The organism is Pseudoalteromonas sp. SCSIO 43095 (assembly GCF_023650455.1).
GTDB classification, from domain to species: Bacteria; Pseudomonadota; Gammaproteobacteria; order Enterobacterales; family Alteromonadaceae; genus Pseudoalteromonas; species Pseudoalteromonas tetraodonis.
Genome location: NZ_CP087995.1, coordinates 955,979 through 972,765, shown reverse-complemented (window position 1 = coordinate 972,765; position 16,787 = coordinate 955,979). Strand labels below are relative to the sequence as shown.

Below are 16,787 nucleotides of genomic sequence, written 5' to 3'. Positions count from 1 at the left end.
CTTATGCGTATATTACGCAGAAAATGCGCGAACCTGCTCAACATATTGACGAATACGCTCTACCGTCATTTCGTTTCGCTCTGCATCTAAAATATCGGCACCAAATTCATCCGCTATTTTTTTAGCGGCGCTGTGCAGCATATTAAACGCAGCAAGGCCATCGCCATCACATGGTAGCGTCATAAATAAGCTCACGCCTGCGGTACTAAACTGTTCCATATTATCAATATCGAATGTACCAGGGTTATACATATTTACCAGTCTAAATAACACCGGCCCTTGGCCTGCAGGGTCTAGGTGGCGATTAAAAAAGCCTTCTTCTGAATACTTAAAACCTAGCGTGTTAACTGCTGGCAGTAATTTACTGCCTTGCATGGTCAATCCTTCTGGCATTTGAATATGCACAATAACAAAGTCTGCAACATCTTTAGGGGCGTCTTGTTGTGTATCTACAGCCTCTTCTGTTACCACTTCAAGGTCATCTTCAATAGCTGTATCAGCAGGGCTAACATCTATTTGTGGCTCATCAGCGCTGAAGTTTAACTCACTCATTTGTGGCTCTTCTCGTTGCGCTAACGTTGGCTCTTGTGGCTCAGTATGCACAGATGAAGGCTGCTGTTCTTGAACAGGTTCAACTCGCTCGCTTGCAGGGAGTTCAGCATTCTCTTTTTTTCTTACTGACCACAAACCGTGTATTAATAAGCCACCAATGACAAACACACTGATCACAATTAAAACCCATCTTAATTCTTCGGCCATCCCCTCACCTTTTATTATTAATATGCCTAACTGCCATCATTTTACCCAAAACAACTAGCAAATGACTATAAAATTATGCATGTGCAAGTTGCACCGCTTGTTCAATATCTACAGCAACCATGCGCGACACGCCGGGCTCTGCCATGGTTACACCCGTTAATCTACCCGCCATTTCCATTGCAATTTTATTATGGCTTATATAAATAAACTGCACAGATTGTGACATTTCTTCAACCAATCGGCAAAAACGAACCACATTGGCATCATCTAATGGGGCATCTACCTCGTCCAGCATACAGAATGGAGCTGGATTGAGCCTGAATATAGAAAACACCAATGATAATGCGCTCAGCGCTTTTTCTCCACCACTTAACAAATGAATTGTCGAATTTTTTTTACCTGGTGGCCTTGCCATTATACTAACACCACTTTCGAGTAAATCGTCACTGGTTAATTCTAAGTAAGCACTGCCGCCGCCAAATACCTTAGGGAAAAGCTGGCCAAAATCGTGATTTACCTGATCAAACGTAGACTTAAAGCGCGTTTTTGTTTCACGATCTATTTTATGAATAGCGCCTTCTAAAGCTGTTAATGCTTGGGTTAAATCGTCCAGCTGATTATTTAAATAATCACTTCTTTGCTTCGCTTGTTCAAATTCATCAATGGCTGCAAGGTTAACGGCTCCTAATTGCTCTAGCTGATTACTTACTCCAGCAAGTTGATTTTGCGCTGCATTTAATGACAACTCTGCAGGAAGCTCTGCTAAAACCTGTTTTAAATTTTGATTAAGCTCGCTAAGTGGCTCAAGTACCGCTTGCGCTTTTATTAATAAGCTTTGTTCTTCAATACTCAGCTTTTGATGTTGCTCTTGTAATGCCACCAGCTCAGTTTGTGACGTTTTTAAACTCGCTTGTTTGTTTTGTAATTCTTGTTTTGCTTGAGCTAGCTGTTGTTGTAAATCCGCAAGGGTTTGTTCGCCTTGTTGGTGCTGCACTAATAATTGTTCAATACTTAGTGCAAGCTCTTGCTCAGGAATAAGTAACGCCTCAATTTGCTCTACTAGCTCTTGCGCACCCTCTTCGGCACTAGTAAACGCCTGTACAGCATGGCTAAGTTTAGTTTGACTGAGCTGCCATTCACTTCGTGCTTTTTGCTCATTAAGGTTTGCCTGATGCGCTAGTGTTTTATATTGTTCAGCATTACTCAAAGCTTGTTTGTAACGCTCATCACTATTTGTGCGTGTGCTATCGGCTTGGTTAAGCTCTTCAGCTAAGGCCTGTAATTGCTGTGTAAGCTGTTCATTTTTATCAAGCTCTTCGCTCAATAATTCGCTTAACTGCTGTTGTTGCTCTAGCAGAGGCTGACGCTGTTGTTGTAATTTTGTTAGCTGCTGCAGATGCTGATCAGCTTGCGCTTTAAGCATATCACCACGCGTTGTTGCTACAGCAAGTTGTTGTGCTAATTGGTGAATAGTATCTTTGCGCTCATTTTGCTGCTCGGTTATTAATGCAGCCTGCGTTTTATGTTCTTCAAGTGTGGAGTGTGCGTCCGTCAATGCCTGTTGTTGTTGCTCAAGTAAGGTTTCTTGCTGCTTGAGTTTTTTGTGCATTAATAATAAGGAATTTTCTGTATTTTTATCGCCACTTACATGCCAGTTTCGACCGTGTAATGCCCCTTGCTTATCTATAACCGCAATATAACTATTGTCGTTAAGTGCGCTTATATCGCCGGCTTCATCATAAGCAATATGATTTAATAACTCAGGATACACGCCTGAGGTAATAAACGCGGCAATACTGTGCTTAGCTGCAGACTGCGATGCAATTTCCCACGTGCTATTTTCTGCTTTACCTTGTGATATATGAATATGCTCAAGTGATGACAGCGCCTGCTCGACTAAAAACTCATAACCCGACTGAACAGTTAACTGCTTAAATAAGGTTAAACTTTCATCGCTGCTTTTTTCAAGCCCAAGAGTAGTTTGTAGCCCCGCTATACCGGCTTTTAATTCATTTACTTGCTGAAATAAATGCTGCCAATCTTGCTGTGTATCATCAAGCTGTTGCTGCTGTATTGCCTGAGCACTTTGACCTCTACTATGAGCAGTTTGCGCTTTCGCTAGCTGCTCAGTCAAGGCCTGTCTGTGCTGCTGTTGCTGAATTAATTGCTGCTCTATCTCACTGTGTTTTAACTCATCTATTTGCACATCAAGCTGCGTTAGTTGTTGCTTAACATAACTGATTTTTTGTTCTGTGTGTTTTACTGCGTTGGTATGCGCTAACTGCTGATTATGCAATTGTTGATAATCTTCTTTTAGCGATTGCCAGTGTGATGTGTCGGCATTTTTAATCTCCAGCAGCCTATTAACCTCTTCGCTAAGCTCTATAACCTGATCGCTACACATTAAGTTATGCTCTACAGCCTGTTGTAAGCTGTCATCTAACTCTTGGCAGAGACTTTGTTGCTGCGTTTTGACTTCTTCACTTTGGTTTTTTTGTTGCTCTAACTTGGCTAAGTTTTGTTTCAGTGACAGCGTTTGTTGCTTAATACTAATTGCCTGCTGTTCACTGCGAGTCAACTCGGTATGCGTATGGTGCTGCTGTTGCTGTGCATCATTAAGTTGATCTTGCTGAACTTGTACTTGAGCTTCAAGACTTGCCAGCACATCATCATGGCCTGAATGCGCCGTTTTAAAAAAGCTGATTTGTTCATCCAGTTTTTTTATTTGTGCGCTTTTATCAACTTGTTGCTGATGCAGCTTTTGCCATTTTAATACCGCTATTTGCCCCTTTAAAGTGCGTTCTTGGGTTTTAAATTCGCGATATTTCTTAGCATCAACCGATTGTACCGCCAGTTTGTCAAGCTGGTTTTGTAGCTCTTGGCGAACATCGAGGAGTCGCTCTAGGTTTTCTCGGGTGCTTTTTATGCGTGTTTGTGTTTCTCGGCGGCGCTCTTTGTATTTAGAGACCCCTGCGGCTTCTTCTAAAAAAATACGTAGCTCTTGCGGTTTGCTCTCAATTAAACGCGAGATCATCCCTTGTTCTATAATGGCGTAACTACGCGGCCCAAGCCCAGTGCCTAAAAATATATCGGTAATATCACGTTTGCGGCATTTGCTACCATTTAAAAAGTACAGCGATTGGCCATCGCGAGTCACCAAACGCTTAATAGCCACTTGGCTACGATCAGCAAAGGTATTGGGTAATTTACCTTGGGTATTATCAAATATGAGTTCAACAGAGGCTTGCGAAATGGGCTTGCGATTAGTGGAGCCATTAAAAATGACATCAGTCATGGCATCGCCACGTAAATTTTTAGCTGAGCTTTCACCAAGCACCCATCGCACCGCATCAATGACGTTTGATTTGCCACAGCCATTAGGGCCGACAACACACGTCATTTGATCTGGAAATGGAATTTTAGTGGGCTCTACAAAAGATTTAAAGCCCGCTAATTTTATAGTGCTTAAGCGCATCTGGTTGTTTTACCAATTTTTATTATTAGGGTCTGTTGACCTTTTAAGATTAAATTTGCAGCAGTCTGTTTGGTATTTAGGCAAGGCAGCGCCTATGTGGTGTGGTTATTCCCCATAAATAGGCGATAACGCAGCATCAATGCCAAACAGGCGCTGCCCGAAGGGTTCTTCCTAGGGGCGATTTACTCTTTGTTACTCGGTTTTGACTTAGCCCACTAGGTTACAAACCTCGCGCCGCGATTAAACCGCCCCTAGTTTGAACAAATTATAATCCACAAAGGTTAACAGACCCAAGTTGTTACAATTTAACCTATTTTTAGGCAAAAGGTTAAGCTTGGCGTTTAAAGTTATCTAAAATAATACCCGTTGCCATTGCCACGTTAAGCGATTCAGCACCGCCAAAGGCGGGAATAGTAATTTTATTACTCACAAGCGCGGCACACTGCTGGCGTATGCCATGTGACTCGCTGCCCATTAATAACACCCCTTCTCCAGCAAACTGGCAATGATGGACATTCTCGCCCTCTAAAAATGCACCATAAATAGGCACATCCAAAGATGTTAAATAGCTAGGTAAATCAACTTGGCTTACCGATACACGAACAAATGACCCCATAGTGGCGCTAATTGTTTTTGGATTATACGGATCGGCACTGTCGGTGCTGGCAACAATGTGTTTTATACCGTACCAATCAGCCACGCGAATGATGGTACCTAAATTACCCGGATCAGATACCCCATCTAAGGCTAATATTAAACTGTTTTCATCGGGTAATGTGGTGCTTGGCATATCAACAATGGCAATAGCCGCATTATTACTGACCAAAGTACTTACCTTTGTTAACTGCTCTTCATCAGCTGTAATAAAATGCGTTTGAGGGTATGCGCTTTGGTTATTATCAATAAAACTTTGCGTTGCAAATACATCGGTTACTTTTAATGGGCTATTTAATAACTCCAGTACATTTTTTTCGCCTTGTACGAGGTATTGATTAAATTGCTTGCGATACTTTTTTTGGCCAAGCTGGCGAATAAGTTTAAGTTGGTTTTTTGAAATCATGACAGCCCCGTTAAATTATCTGCACAGTATACCAGAGGTGACTTAAAGTGCAGCCCTATAAACATTAAAAGCAATAAAATTAGCCTACTTACAATAAGCTAGCTAATCATAAAGATTGTTTTTATTCTCTAAAAAGGGTAAGTTTACAAAAATTACAAGGACTTTTTTTAATGGAATCAATACACCCAACTTCAAATGAAACAAATCCCCCTACACCACTCACTGCCTCTTCCATTTTTAGTGGTATAGTAAATTTTAGCGGCAAAAGCGGCGAATTTTTTGGCATATTGAGTGTCAATATACTGCTAAGTATTATTACTTTAGGAATTTATTCTGCATGAGCAAAAGTACGCACCTACCGTTATTTTTACGGTCATACGCGTATCGACGGCCTTAGCTTTGACTATCTAGCTACGCCTATACAAATTCTAAAAGGCCGCATTTTAGCGGTCATTGTATTTTTAATTTACACCCTGCTTAGCAGCCTCGCACCGACGATAGGCCTTTTATTTGCTATTGGCTTTTTATTTTTATTGCCGTGGATCATCAACCAAGGTCTGCGTTTTAATATGCGTATGACTCGCCATCGTAATGTACGCTTTGCCTTAGAGCCATCTCAACTTGCTGCTAAAAGCAAACAGAAATTCAGCAGCTAATGCGTTTGCTCTTCCAAATGGTCGGGTTGTTGTAACTGACGAACTTGTTGAGCTATTAAAAAATGATTCTGATGCCCTGCGTGCTGTTTTACTTCATGAAATTGGTCATGTTCAGCACCATCACAGCATTCGCCTTGCAGCACAAGCTGCAGTGAGCAACCGTTGTATTTGCAGTTATTTTTGGTGACTTAGATGGTATATTAGAAGTCGTGCTTGGCTCTGGTTCATCTTTTTTACAACAAGCGTTTTCGCGAGATATGGAACAAGAAGCCGATGAATATGCTATTACAAACCTTTTAAAATTAGGCTATTCTAACCACGACTTTGCTGATGCAATTGAAGCACTGGAAAATAATTTAAAAGCACAAGAAGGGAGCTATGATGATACTTGGTTAAAGTATTTATCAACGCACCCAAGTTCTCAAGAACGAATAGAATATGCGAGGCAATATAAACCATAATGACCCCTGAACTGAGTTTATTGTTATTAGTTATCATTATGATAACGCTTGGCTACGGATTTATTTATCCGCGCTTTGCAGGCAGTAGCTTTAAAAAAGTATCGGTGCAAGATTTATTTGCAACAGGCATTACGCTATTAATTGCATCTAGCCTTTATTACAACTCGGGCGTGCAATTTAGCTGGTTAATATTTGAAGTTAATTGGTTTTGGTTTACTTTTTTAACTTACGTCATAATCGAAATTCCAATATTTTTTATTTATGCTAAAAAACACGATATGCAGTTTTAATCGTACTTTTATTTTTATACAAAAAAAGCGCCAAATTGGCGCTTTTTAAGCTACATTAAAACAAATTAATATTTATGCTTAAGTGCCCACAAATGTAGCAATTCACTGGCAATTGTTGCTGCAGCAATGGCGGTAAGCTCACTTTGGTCATAAGACGGGGATACTTCAACCACATCCATCCCCACCATATTAATGCCTTTGAGTGCGCGTAAGATTTTAAGTACCTTATCAGAAGTTAAACCACCACACACTGGTGTGCCCGTACCTGGTGCAAAAGCCGGATCGAGACAATCTATATCAAAGGTTAAGTAAACCGGTAAATCACCCACTCGCTCAATAATCTGAGCTGCAATATCATTTGCATGCAGATCATTGGCTTGCATAGCATCAATCACTGCAAACTCATGCTTGCTTTGATCAAAGTCGGTACGAATGCCTAGCTGAATACTGTGATTAACATCAATCAACCCTTCCATTGGCGCATGATAAAACATGGTACCGTGATCAAAACGCGAACCGTTACTGTAAGTATCGGTATGCGCATCGAAATGAACTAACGCCATTTTGCCATGAATTTTTGCATGCGCGCGCAATAGCGGTAAGGTTACAAAATGATCGCCGCCCAAGCCTAGCAATGTTTTACCTTGGCGAAGTATTTGCTCTGCCGCCATTTCTAGTTGCGCGGTAAAATATTCCGGGTCACCTACCGGATAGGTAAAATCGCCAGCATCCGCCACGGTCAAGCGCTCAAACAACGGAAATGTCCACGGATATTTAGTATCTTCCCATGCTAAATGTACCGACGCTCTGCGAATAGCATCTGGCCCTAATCGAGCACCTGGGCGCCCTGAAGTGGCTAAATCAAACGGTAAACCCAGTACCACTACATCGGCCTCAATCGCATTAATGTTTTGTACCATAGGACGACGTAAAAACGTCATCCCGTTTGAGTACAATGAGTGGTCAACACAACCAAACAAGCTAGACATTGCTTATAACTCTTCTAAATAAGTGTAGCCGTCAAGGCCGCTTTGCAATTCGTCGAGGACGCTTTGCTGTTCATTTGGTGCAATTTTTGCACTCACTAACTGCGCATATGACTGCTGAAAACCTTCAACATCTAAATGTACATAACGCATCATATCAGCCACAGTATCACCATGATTAATTTCTGTAATACTAGCAACACCTTGCTCATCCATATTGACAATAGCACTGTGCGTATCACCAAATAAGTTATGCATATCGCCTAAAATTTCTTGATAGGCACCTACTAAGAAAAATCCCATTAAATAAGGTTTATCTGCTGTAAACTCAGGTACTGGCAACGTACTTTCAATACCTTGACCATCTACATAATGCTCTAATGCGCCATCGGAGTCACAGGTGATATCTAGTAACACAGCCCGTTTTTGTGGAGCTTGCGTTAAACCACTTAATGGCAATACCGGAAACACTTGGTCAATACCCCACGCGTCAGGCAATGACTGAAACAATGAGAAATTGACAAAAAACTTGTCCGCTAAACGCGCATTCAGATCATCTATAATCGGTCGATGAAAACGGTTTTTGTTATCCATTAATTTATTAAGTTCATAACACACGCGTAAGTTTATTTGCTCTGCCCATGCACGCTGAGTTAAATCTAATAATCCCATCGCAAACTGACTATGCGCTTCAGCTAAATCACCTTGGCTGTCGTGAAAAATCTCAATTAATGCACGGTCATCAGTAAGCACATGTAATTGTTGCCATGAAATCCACATATTTTTAAGTAACTGCGGCGCATCATCAGCTGGCGCTTCGATTTCTTCCGGTGTATACGTTTCGGTGCCAATTACATTGGAAATTAGTACCGCGTGATGCGCTGTTAATGCTCTTCCCGACTCTGAAATAATGGTAGGAAAAGGCTGCTCATACTGCTTACAAATATCATCGATGGTGTAGACAATATTATTTGCGTATTCAGCTAAACTGTAGTTCATTGAGTTGTGTGATTGACTGCGTGTGCCGTCGTAATCAACCGCTAAACCGCCCCCTACATCAAGGCACTCTATGTGCGCGCCCAACTTGCGTAGTTCACAATAAAAACGTGCAGCTTCACTTACACCTAAGCGTACATCACGAATATTGGCCATTTGCGACCCTAAGTGAAAATGCACAAGCTGTACTAAATCAAGCTGATCTGTTTCTTTTAAGCGGTTTACTACATACAGCACTTGTGAAGCAGACAACCCAAACTTAGATTTTTCTCCGCCACTTGCTTGCCATTTACCTTTGCCTTGCGAGGCTAAACGCACACGAATACCAATACGCGGTTTTACGTTAAGTTCTTTGGCTTGGCTAAGCACCATATCCAGCTCAGACAATTTCTCAAGTACGATATACACTTTATGACCCAGCTTCTCGCCAATCAGCGCTAAGCGCACATATTCTTTATCTTTGTAGCCATTACATACAATCACCGCACTGGTTTTTTCTGCCAGTGCTAATACAGTTAATAACTCTGGCTTGCTACCGGCCTCTAAACCTAGCTGTTTTTTTTCTACTTGCGCTTGGCTGGCAACAATTTCTTCAACAACTTCGCGCTGTTGATTTACTTTAATTGGATAAACTAATAAATAGTCTTTTGGGTAACCATAGCTTTCTATAGCAGTATTAAATGCACCACATAGGCTATGCACGCGATGATGTAAAATTTGTGGAAAACGAACAAGTGCTGGCAAGCTTAAACCTTTGTCTTCAAGCTGCTTAGCAATGTCTGTTAATGCAATGGTTTGCTGTGGGGCATCAGCCTTGGGCGCAACATACACATCACCTTGATCATTAATACCAAAAAAACCTTGGCTCCAATGACGAACGTTGTAGCTCGTACGAGCTTGTTCAAGTGATGTTGTCTCTTTCATTTATCTTTCTCTTTTATTTATGAATGCCAAACCGGCTAGTTGCCGCGCATTAAAAGAAAAATAGTGATTCATGTCCAACAAGTATTTCTACTCGTAACGAGTTAGGATTGAAATTAATAAATAAAAGCTTCAAACAAAGCAATATTAGCTGAGCGCAAGCTCCATAAATAAGCTATTTGGGTTTTCTGTGTATTCACCAAAAGGGGCACATTGCACAAACCCTAAATTCTCATAAAGATGGATTGATTGTATTTGCTTTGGTCCTGTTTCTAGTTTTATGATTGGGATTTCTTCTTCGCCTGCATAGTGCAATAAAATTTGCATAATACGCCGCGATAAGCCTTTTCCGCGATAGCTAGGTTTTACGTAAAGCCGTCTAATTTCGCCATACCAGCTACCATCAAATTGCTTTACTATTGCGCCACAGGCAACTATTCCGTCTTGATTTTTTAAACCTACAGCGTAAACGCCCGGTAAACCAAGCTCATTAACTGTAAGCGCTTGTGAAGTTGCTACAGGATATAATGAGCTAATAAGTCGATCTATATCTGCAAACACGTTGATCACATCCTGATCACAAGGGTCTAAGTCGACTAACTGCATGGTTTATCTCAAGGTTATGCTTAAATATATCTAAACTATACCGTATCGATAGGAATGAACAACCTACTTAGGCTAAGTTATTTTTAGTGGGTTAGTTTATTGCTAGGATAATAAATAGCTCAATAACAAGGTGAGAATATGATGTACCCAGAAAAAGAGCGCTTATTAGCGCTCTTTATCAATTATTAAAGTCCTTGTTCGTCTGCCATTTTCTTAACTATTTGTGGTGCCGTCCACAGTGACGGTAGTAACACAAACGAAACTGGCACCGCAGTGACCACAATAAACGACTGCAAGGCTGAAATTCCGCCCTCGCCAATAGAGATGAGTAATGCAGCCATTACCCCCATCATAATCCCCCAAAACACTCGAATTGATGTTTGCGGATGATCGGTACCTGTCATCACCATAGATACCGAGTACGTCATTGAGTCACCGGTTGTTGCCACAAAAATAGTGGTCAGTACTAAAAATAATACTGACACAACAAACCCCATGGGTAACTGCTCAGTAATGGCTAACAATGCCGCTGGTAAATTAAGCCCAGCAAAAGGCTCTGATATAACGCCGGGATTATTTAACTCAAAAAAGATGCCTGAGCCACCCACAATAGTAAACCAAAAGCAGGTGATCACTGGCGCAACCACAGAAATAAGTAAAATCATTTCACGAATAGTACGTCCACGGGATATACGTGCAACGAACATAGCCATTAATGGGCCATAACCTAAAAACCAGCCCCAAAAGAATACAGTCCACCAGTCTAGCCACGGTTTATCGGCACGAAATGTAGCCATAGGAATAAAGTTATCTAAATACAAACCAAAGGAATGAATGTAACTGTCGATAATAAACGCAGTTGGCCCCATTAGTAATATAAACAACATCAGCAACACTGCCAGTACAACATTAAAACGGCTTAGTAGTTGAATACCTTTGGTAACCCCACTTACCGCTGAAAGTGTGTAAATTCCAATTAAGCTAAATAAAATAACCACCTGCGTGGTGTAGGTATCAGGAATGGCAAACAATTTATCTAGGCCAAAACTCACTTGTAAGCCTAAAAAACCAATAGGACCCACAGTGCCAGCAACCACAGCGAGTACACAACATGCATCAACAATAGTACCAAGCGCCCCTTTCATTGCGCGATCGCCAAATACGGGGTAAAGCAAAGTACGAGGTTTAAGCGGTAAGCCTTTTTCGTAATGAAGATGCATATAAACAATGCCGGTCAAACTACCTAAAATAGCCCAAGCTAAAAACCCCCAGTGCATAAAGCTTTGTGCAAGGGCGTTATAAGCGGCATCGTTAGTGCCTGTTTCACCACCAAATAGCGGTGGCGGAGAAATAAAATGTGCCATTGGCTCTGCTGCGGCCCAAAATACGCCGCCACCAGCAAGCAAAGTGCACATAATTATACTGATCCATTTGAAGGTAGATATTTCAGGGGTTTTTAAACCGCCGAGCACCACTGAACCGGTGCGGCCTACGGCCAAAAATATACCTATCACAAAGGTTAATAACAGCAGAACTTGCCAAAAGGCGCCAAAGATTTTAGTGGAAAAGGCAAAGGCAGAGTTTATCCAATCCGACATCAGTTTTATGTCGTACAGTGCCAGCGCGGCAAATAAAACTAATATACCGCCACTGATTAAAAATACGGGTATATCAACCCCATCCAGAAACTTAACTCGGGAAGAATGTGTTTCACCCGACTTTAAAGTTGCTTTAGTGGTATTCATTTATCGCTCCTAATGGTTCTTTAAAGTTACCGACATAGCGACATACCATGACATCACACTAAACCCTAGTTTCAACAAACGACAAAGCAACTCAAAAGCGAGTTTTAAGTACTTGTTATGTTCACGTTTAGGTAATGTCACAACAAGTAGACTTATTGCCAATTCCTGACTAGTTTAACGCGTTAAAAACGCTAAACCAATGCCTCAGGAATGATTTGTGTAGTAGTTACACAATAATAAAAAATAAATTACATCACGGTATCAAACAAACAAAAAATATACATTTTTGCTTTAGCAAAAGCGCGGTACGTTATTAAACGTTACTGCGCAGTGGGTACGCAAACAACGCGGCTTATCGATTAGGGCAACTAAACCTGTCGCCTCAGTTAGTGATAAATACGGGGTTATTAATGCTGTTTATGCCATGTTAAATAGTTGCTGTGGGTTAATGGTTTTGCAAATAAATAACCTTGCACTGCATTCACGCCCATCGACTTTAATATTCTTAGTTGCTCAGCACTTTCGACCCCTTCGGCCACAATGTTAATATTTAAGCTATGACCTAAGCCAATAATAGATTGCACAATACTTTGACCCGATGCGCTATTGAGCACTTTATCAATAAAGCTTTTATCAATTTTTAACTCATCAATAGGAAACACGCTTAAATGTTTTAAACACGAGTAGCCCGTACCAAAGTCATCAATTGAAAACACAAATCCATGCGATTTTAATTCTTCCATTTGCTTTACGGTCCCCATCAAGTCACCCGCTAACATTGATTCAGTGATCTCTAATTTAATTCGAGTTGGCGAGACGTCAAACGCTTCAATTGCTTTAAATAGCTCACCTTTTAAAGTGGAAGAATTAAACTGACACTGGCTAATGTTAATTGATACGCTAAAACTGTCATCGAGTAAGTTATTATCTCGAAGTGTTTCAAGTAAAATACAAATATCTCTTAATACAATATTTTGTAACTTTTGAATTAAGCCAAATTGCTCGGCAATTGGAATAAATGCATTAGGGGGGATAAGTCCTTTGGTTGGATGATTCCATCTTATTAATGCCTCAGCACCCACAAGGGTTCCATCAATTGCTAATTGTGGCTGAAAATAAGCACAAAACTCATCGCACGCGATAGCCCTGACAATGTCAGTTTCAAGCTCAGTTTGATTTTCCAGTAAGGTTTGCAGTGCGGGGTCGTAAAAGCTACTACTATTACCGCCTTTCATTTTAGAGAGATACATAGCGGTATCTGCAAATTTTAAAATATTAGCGGTTATGGCATTGCTCGTGTTAATCAAACAAATACCAATACTACAACTGACCTGAAACGCTAAATCGCCCACTTCAAATTTTTCATAAAAGACACTTTGTACTTTTTTAGCAATCAACTCAGATTCACTATTAGCTTGCTTATGGCTATCACCGACATGCTCGATAAGAATAATAAATTCATCACCACCGACTCGTGCGAGGGTATCTGCCGGGTTCAAAATAGCTGTTAATCGCTGTGATAACTCAACCAGTATTTCATCGCCTGCATTATGACCTAGTGAGTCATTTATGCGTTTAAAATTATCTAAATCTAAAAATAAGAGTGCGCCCGTGTGATCAGACTGCTTAATTCGCTCCACATACATACTGAGCCTATCATTGAGCATTCTGCGATTAGGAAGGTTTGTAAGCGGATCAAAAAATGCTAACCGTTGTACTTCTTCTTCGGCAGCTTTGCGATTAGAGATATCTCTGGCCATCCACACCACATGTCTCAGTGACGGGTTATTAGGCTGGTAACTTTCAAGGGGAGCTGTTCGCCCTTCAAATGTAAGTTGCTTACCTTTTATATTGAGCTGATATTCAAACACTTGAACTTCATTAGTTTGCAGCGTTTTGGCAATTACCTCCATAATAGGATTTGCATCTTCAGGAGGCATAATATCTCTGACATTACGATTAATCACATGCTCTTGGCTTAAATATAAACTTTCATTAGTAGTGCCGTAAACGTTGGTATACTCCCCTTCTTCACTCAAAATAAGAGTTAGATCGGGAAGTACTTTTGCGAAGGCTTTAAACTTTTCATTACTTTGCTGTAATTCAAAAAGCAACGCGTTTAATCTTAGTGACTCGGTGTGCTTTTCTAAAGCAATACTGGTGAAATCAACAAAAAAGTCTATTAACTCTAAATCTTGTGGTGTCGGTGACTTGGCACTGTCATGATAAATTGCAAAAGTGCCTAATATGTCTGATTTTGTTGAAATAATAGGGGTAGACCAACATGACCTTAAACCATAACTTAACGCCATTGCTCTATAATCATCCCATAATGGCGATGTTGTAATATCTGCGGCAATAATACGTTTTTTTTCATAGGCTGCAGTACCGCATGAACCGACAGTTGGCCCTATTTTCACGCCATTAATTGCTTGGCAGTAACCCTGTGCAATATTAGGCGCCGCACTATGAAATAGCTGTTCTCCTTTGAGCGTTAATATAGAGCACTTTGCAGAGGAGTCTTCAATAAGCTCCTCAATAGATAAACAAATATTTTCCAGTACCTCATCAAGTGGCGCACCGAGTGCTATTTTCGATAATATACTTTGTTGCTGAGAAAGCAGCTTTCTGACTCTCATTATTTCAATCAAATTATATTCCTCAACAATCACTAACGCTAAATGCGTCGCTCAATTTTAGGGCCTGTTTATAATAATTTATAATAGTCTTTTGACTATACATAATATTGAAATCAGCATCTATGCTATTTTCGTCTATTTCACGCGCGTTTGCCATTCAATACAAGGTGGCGATTTGAAATGTACTTATCAACAAATCATTTATTTACATACCATCTGTAAATACCCTTTATTAAATACTTTGTTACTTAAAAGTACTGTTTAAAATCATCAAGCTATTTATAATAGCTAAAACATAAATAATCGATGAGGTTAGTGTGCAAATAACACAAGGTATGGAATATTTTTTTTCAGGGTTTAAGTTAATTAGTCAAAAAGGGCTAAAACGCTTTGTACTTATACCCCTACTTATTAATATTTTATTATTTGGTAGCTCCTTATTCTTTTTATTTGGCTGGCTTAGTGATGGCTTTAATGCCGTAACCGCCATGCTCCCAGAATGGCTAAGTTGGCTCGAATGGTTAATGTGGCCAATTGCTGTGCTGGTGGTGCTGTTTACTTACAGTATGTTATTTACCGTTATTACTAACTTTATCGCCGCACCTTTCAATGGCTTACTAAGTGAAAAGGTAGAGCTTTATTTAACTGGTCAAAAAATTAACGACGACGGATTAGCTGATTTAGTTAAAGATGTTCCGCGAATGCTGGGCCGGGAATGGACTAAGCTTTGCTACTACCTCCCACGCGCTATCGGCTTTTTTATTTTATTGTGGGTACTACCTGTGATAGGCCAAGTGCTATGGGTGCTTTTTACCTGCTGGATGCATGCGGTGCAATATAAAGATTATGCTTTTGATAATCACAAAATTAGCTTTACACAAATGAAAAATGACTTAAAAAGCAAACAAGGGTTATCTTATGGGTTTGGCTTTGCCGTGATGCTGCTAACCGCTATCCCATTTGTAAATTTAATTGTTATGCCTGTGGCGGTATGTGGTGCCACACGATTATGGGTTGAAAATTACCGACCACAATACCGTAGTTAAAATAAAAAATGGGCCACCTGGCCCATTTTTTATGCTCGCTAATATATTAACTATATAAGCTCTGTGGCACTTTAGTTACATTTAAGTGCACCGTTATTTCTTCACGATCATGGTATAAATGCTTTGCTTGAAGTTCATAGCTTATGCCGTACTTCGCCATTTCTTCCCTGATCATTTTTAAACATTCATACACACTATCAAAGCGTTTTTTCATTGGTAATTTTAGATTAAAAATAAGCTCTTTTGCATAGGCGTTTACAGCCCAGTCAATCATCAAGTTAGTCACTTTAGTCGGCTTTTCTACCATATCGCAAACCAACCAAGTGATGTTTCTTTTTTCTGGACGGTATTTAAAACCATCTTCTCTAAAATGCTTTACTTGACCCGTTTCCATTAAACTTTCATTCATTGGGCCGTTATCTATCGCGCTAACAAACATACCACGGCGAACTAACTGATAAGTCCAGCCACCTGGGCATGCACCTAAATCAACGCTGCGCATCCCAGCTTGTACCCGCGACTCACGCTCTTGCTCAGGAATAAACACGTTAAACGCTTCATCTAACTTAAGCGTTGAACGACTTGGGCCATCGCTTGGCATACGTAAACGTAAGATCCCCATAAAAAAAGGAGAATTGTTATAACTATATGAGTAACCCACATACGCAGTATTATTAGCTAAAAACAGCACATGCATTACTGGGCGATTTGCTTTTGGTTCACGCAATACGGTGTTTTGTTTCTCAAGGGCTTTTTTAAGCGGAGTTGATATTTTTTTACAAAAAGTCAGTAACTCTTTGCCCTCGTTGGTATCGGGTGTTTCGACACGCAGCTCAGAACACAAAGTAAAATCTTTTGCAGCATCTACAATAGCGCCTACTCTATCTTCTACGGGCATATTTTCAATTAGGTTACCGGCAAACCATTGGCGTGCAAATACCATATTTTTAAAATCAACTTTTTTGATTATTTCGTCGCTGTGCTGCGTTTCAAAACATTCATAAATAACATAACCGGTATTTGGTTTTGCTTTTACATACCCAGCAAATCCTTGTTCGGCAGCGTGAAACGTTATTTCAGCAGCGGCATCGTTTTCAAAACCACTACGACAGTAAATCACAACACTAGACATATTAACCCTTAAACT

11 protein-coding genes and 2 pseudogenes are annotated in these 16,787 nt (G+C 40.3%); 4 read left to right on the top strand and 9 right to left on the bottom strand.

Going from position 1 to position 16,787, the window contains the following annotated elements; all coding sequences use genetic code 11:
* Positions 1-12: 12 nt before the first annotated feature.
* The 3 genes from zipA to LOC50_RS04615 all read right to left on the bottom strand — a co-directional run bounded on the left by zipA (position 13) and on the right by LOC50_RS04615 (position 5,294).
* Complete coding sequence (gene zipA / locus LOC50_RS04625) at positions 13-759, bottom strand: cell division protein ZipA (protein ID WP_069439976.1); 747 nt, start codon at positions 757-759, stop codon at positions 13-15.
* 73 nt (positions 760-832) lie between these two features.
* A complete protein-coding gene (locus LOC50_RS04620; RefSeq protein WP_250653703.1) occupies positions 833-4,234 on the bottom strand; it encodes a chromosome segregation SMC family protein in 3,402 nt (1,133 codons plus the stop codon).
* 328 nt (positions 4,235-4,562) lie between these two features.
* On the bottom strand, positions 4,563-5,294 hold the full coding sequence (locus LOC50_RS04615) for a TrmH family RNA methyltransferase (protein WP_138627154.1): 732 nt from the start codon (positions 5,292-5,294) through the stop codon (positions 4,563-4,565).
* 170 nt (positions 5,295-5,464) lie between these two features.
* On the opposite strand from LOC50_RS04615, the pseudogene LOC50_RS04610 reads away from it, so the two are divergent.
* From LOC50_RS04610 to LOC50_RS04595, 3 genes and pseudogenes are all read left to right on the top strand, one after another.
* A pseudogene (locus LOC50_RS04610) lies at positions 5,465-5,905 on the top strand (DUF898 family protein); the annotation flags it as partial.
* A gap of 37 nt (positions 5,906-5,942) precedes the next feature.
* Positions 5,943-6,411: pseudogene (locus tag LOC50_RS17425) on the top strand (M48 family metallopeptidase); the annotation flags it as partial.
* The gene (locus LOC50_RS04595) at positions 6,411-6,701 is read left to right on the top strand and encodes a hypothetical protein (protein ID WP_250653700.1); all 291 of its coding nucleotides are present in this window, start codon (positions 6,411-6,413) and stop codon (positions 6,699-6,701) included. The pseudogene LOC50_RS17425 and the gene LOC50_RS04595, both read left to right, overlap by 1 nt.
* A gap of 65 nt (positions 6,702-6,766) precedes the next feature.
* On the opposite strand, the gene speB is transcribed toward LOC50_RS04595, so the two are convergent.
* The 5 genes from speB to LOC50_RS04570 form a co-directional block, all read right to left on the bottom strand.
* Positions 6,767-7,690, bottom strand: coding sequence for an agmatinase (speB, locus tag LOC50_RS04590; RefSeq protein WP_036982103.1), 924 nt, complete (start codon positions 7,688-7,690; stop codon positions 6,767-6,769).
* Between the two features lie 3 nt (positions 7,691-7,693).
* Positions 7,694-9,607 (bottom strand): biosynthetic arginine decarboxylase, encoded by a 1,914-nt coding sequence (gene speA, locus LOC50_RS04585; RefSeq protein ID WP_250653699.1) that lies wholly within the window; start codon positions 9,605-9,607, stop codon positions 7,694-7,696.
* 144 nt (positions 9,608-9,751) lie between these two features.
* Positions 9,752-10,210 (bottom strand): GNAT family N-acetyltransferase, encoded by a 459-nt coding sequence (locus LOC50_RS04580; protein WP_008467955.1) that lies wholly within the window; start codon positions 10,208-10,210, stop codon positions 9,752-9,754.
* A gap of 185 nt (positions 10,211-10,395) precedes the next feature.
* Positions 10,396-11,955 carry a BCCT family transporter gene (locus LOC50_RS04575; protein WP_250653698.1) on the bottom strand — a complete coding sequence of 520 codons (1,560 nt, stop codon included), beginning with the start codon at positions 11,953-11,955 and terminating at the stop codon, positions 10,396-10,398.
* Positions 11,956-12,362: 407 nt separating this feature from the next.
* Positions 12,363-14,606 (bottom strand): putative bifunctional diguanylate cyclase/phosphodiesterase, encoded by a 2,244-nt coding sequence (locus LOC50_RS04570; RefSeq protein ID WP_250653697.1) that lies wholly within the window; start codon positions 14,604-14,606, stop codon positions 12,363-12,365.
* A gap of 323 nt (positions 14,607-14,929) precedes the next feature.
* Between LOC50_RS04570 and cysZ the strand changes: the two genes are divergently transcribed.
* Positions 14,930-15,640 (top strand): sulfate transporter CysZ, encoded by a 711-nt coding sequence (cysZ, locus tag LOC50_RS04565; RefSeq protein ID WP_502934584.1) that lies wholly within the window; start codon positions 14,930-14,932, stop codon positions 15,638-15,640.
* A gap of 46 nt (positions 15,641-15,686) precedes the next feature.
* Here cysZ and rlmM read toward each other — a convergent pair whose 3' ends face one another.
* Positions 15,687-16,772 (bottom strand): 23S rRNA (cytidine(2498)-2'-O)-methyltransferase RlmM, encoded by a 1,086-nt coding sequence (gene rlmM, locus LOC50_RS04560; protein ID WP_069439967.1) that lies wholly within the window; start codon positions 16,770-16,772, stop codon positions 15,687-15,689.
* Positions 16,773-16,787: the final 15 nt, after the last annotated feature.